Source organism: Neptuniibacter pectenicola, from assembly GCF_001597735.1.
GTDB classification, from domain to species: Bacteria; Pseudomonadota; Gammaproteobacteria; order Pseudomonadales; family Balneatricaceae; genus Neptuniibacter; species Neptuniibacter pectenicola.
The window spans coordinates 1-259 of sequence record NZ_LUTS01000142.1 but is presented as its reverse complement, the minus strand read 5'-3'; the positions used below and the strand labels follow the sequence as shown (position 1 = coordinate 259).

The following is a 259-nucleotide window of genomic DNA, read 5'->3' as shown; positions in this document are numbered from 1 at the left end:
CTTCATGCCCAAACAAGCCAAGCAAACCAAAGCTAAGAGCGAATAACGATAATATTTTGAGAGCCATTTCATGTGTGAAAATATGCAGTAGTAATAGGAGATCGTGTATTCCCCAAGCACTAAAACCTATAGTGACCACTGATACACTAAAAACAGCAATGAACTGAAAGAGTTGAATTCCAATACTTTCTCCCTCCTGTACCGAAAGGCCAAAAATACTAAAACCTGACTGAGATAAATAAGCAGTAACGAATAACGG

1 protein-coding gene is annotated in these 259 nt (G+C 38.2%); it reads right to left on the bottom strand.

All coding sequences use genetic code 11. The features are described from left to right. Positions 1-259 (bottom strand): hypothetical protein (locus tag A3773_RS18460; RefSeq protein WP_231902241.1); only part of this gene is annotated, 259 nt, incomplete at both ends.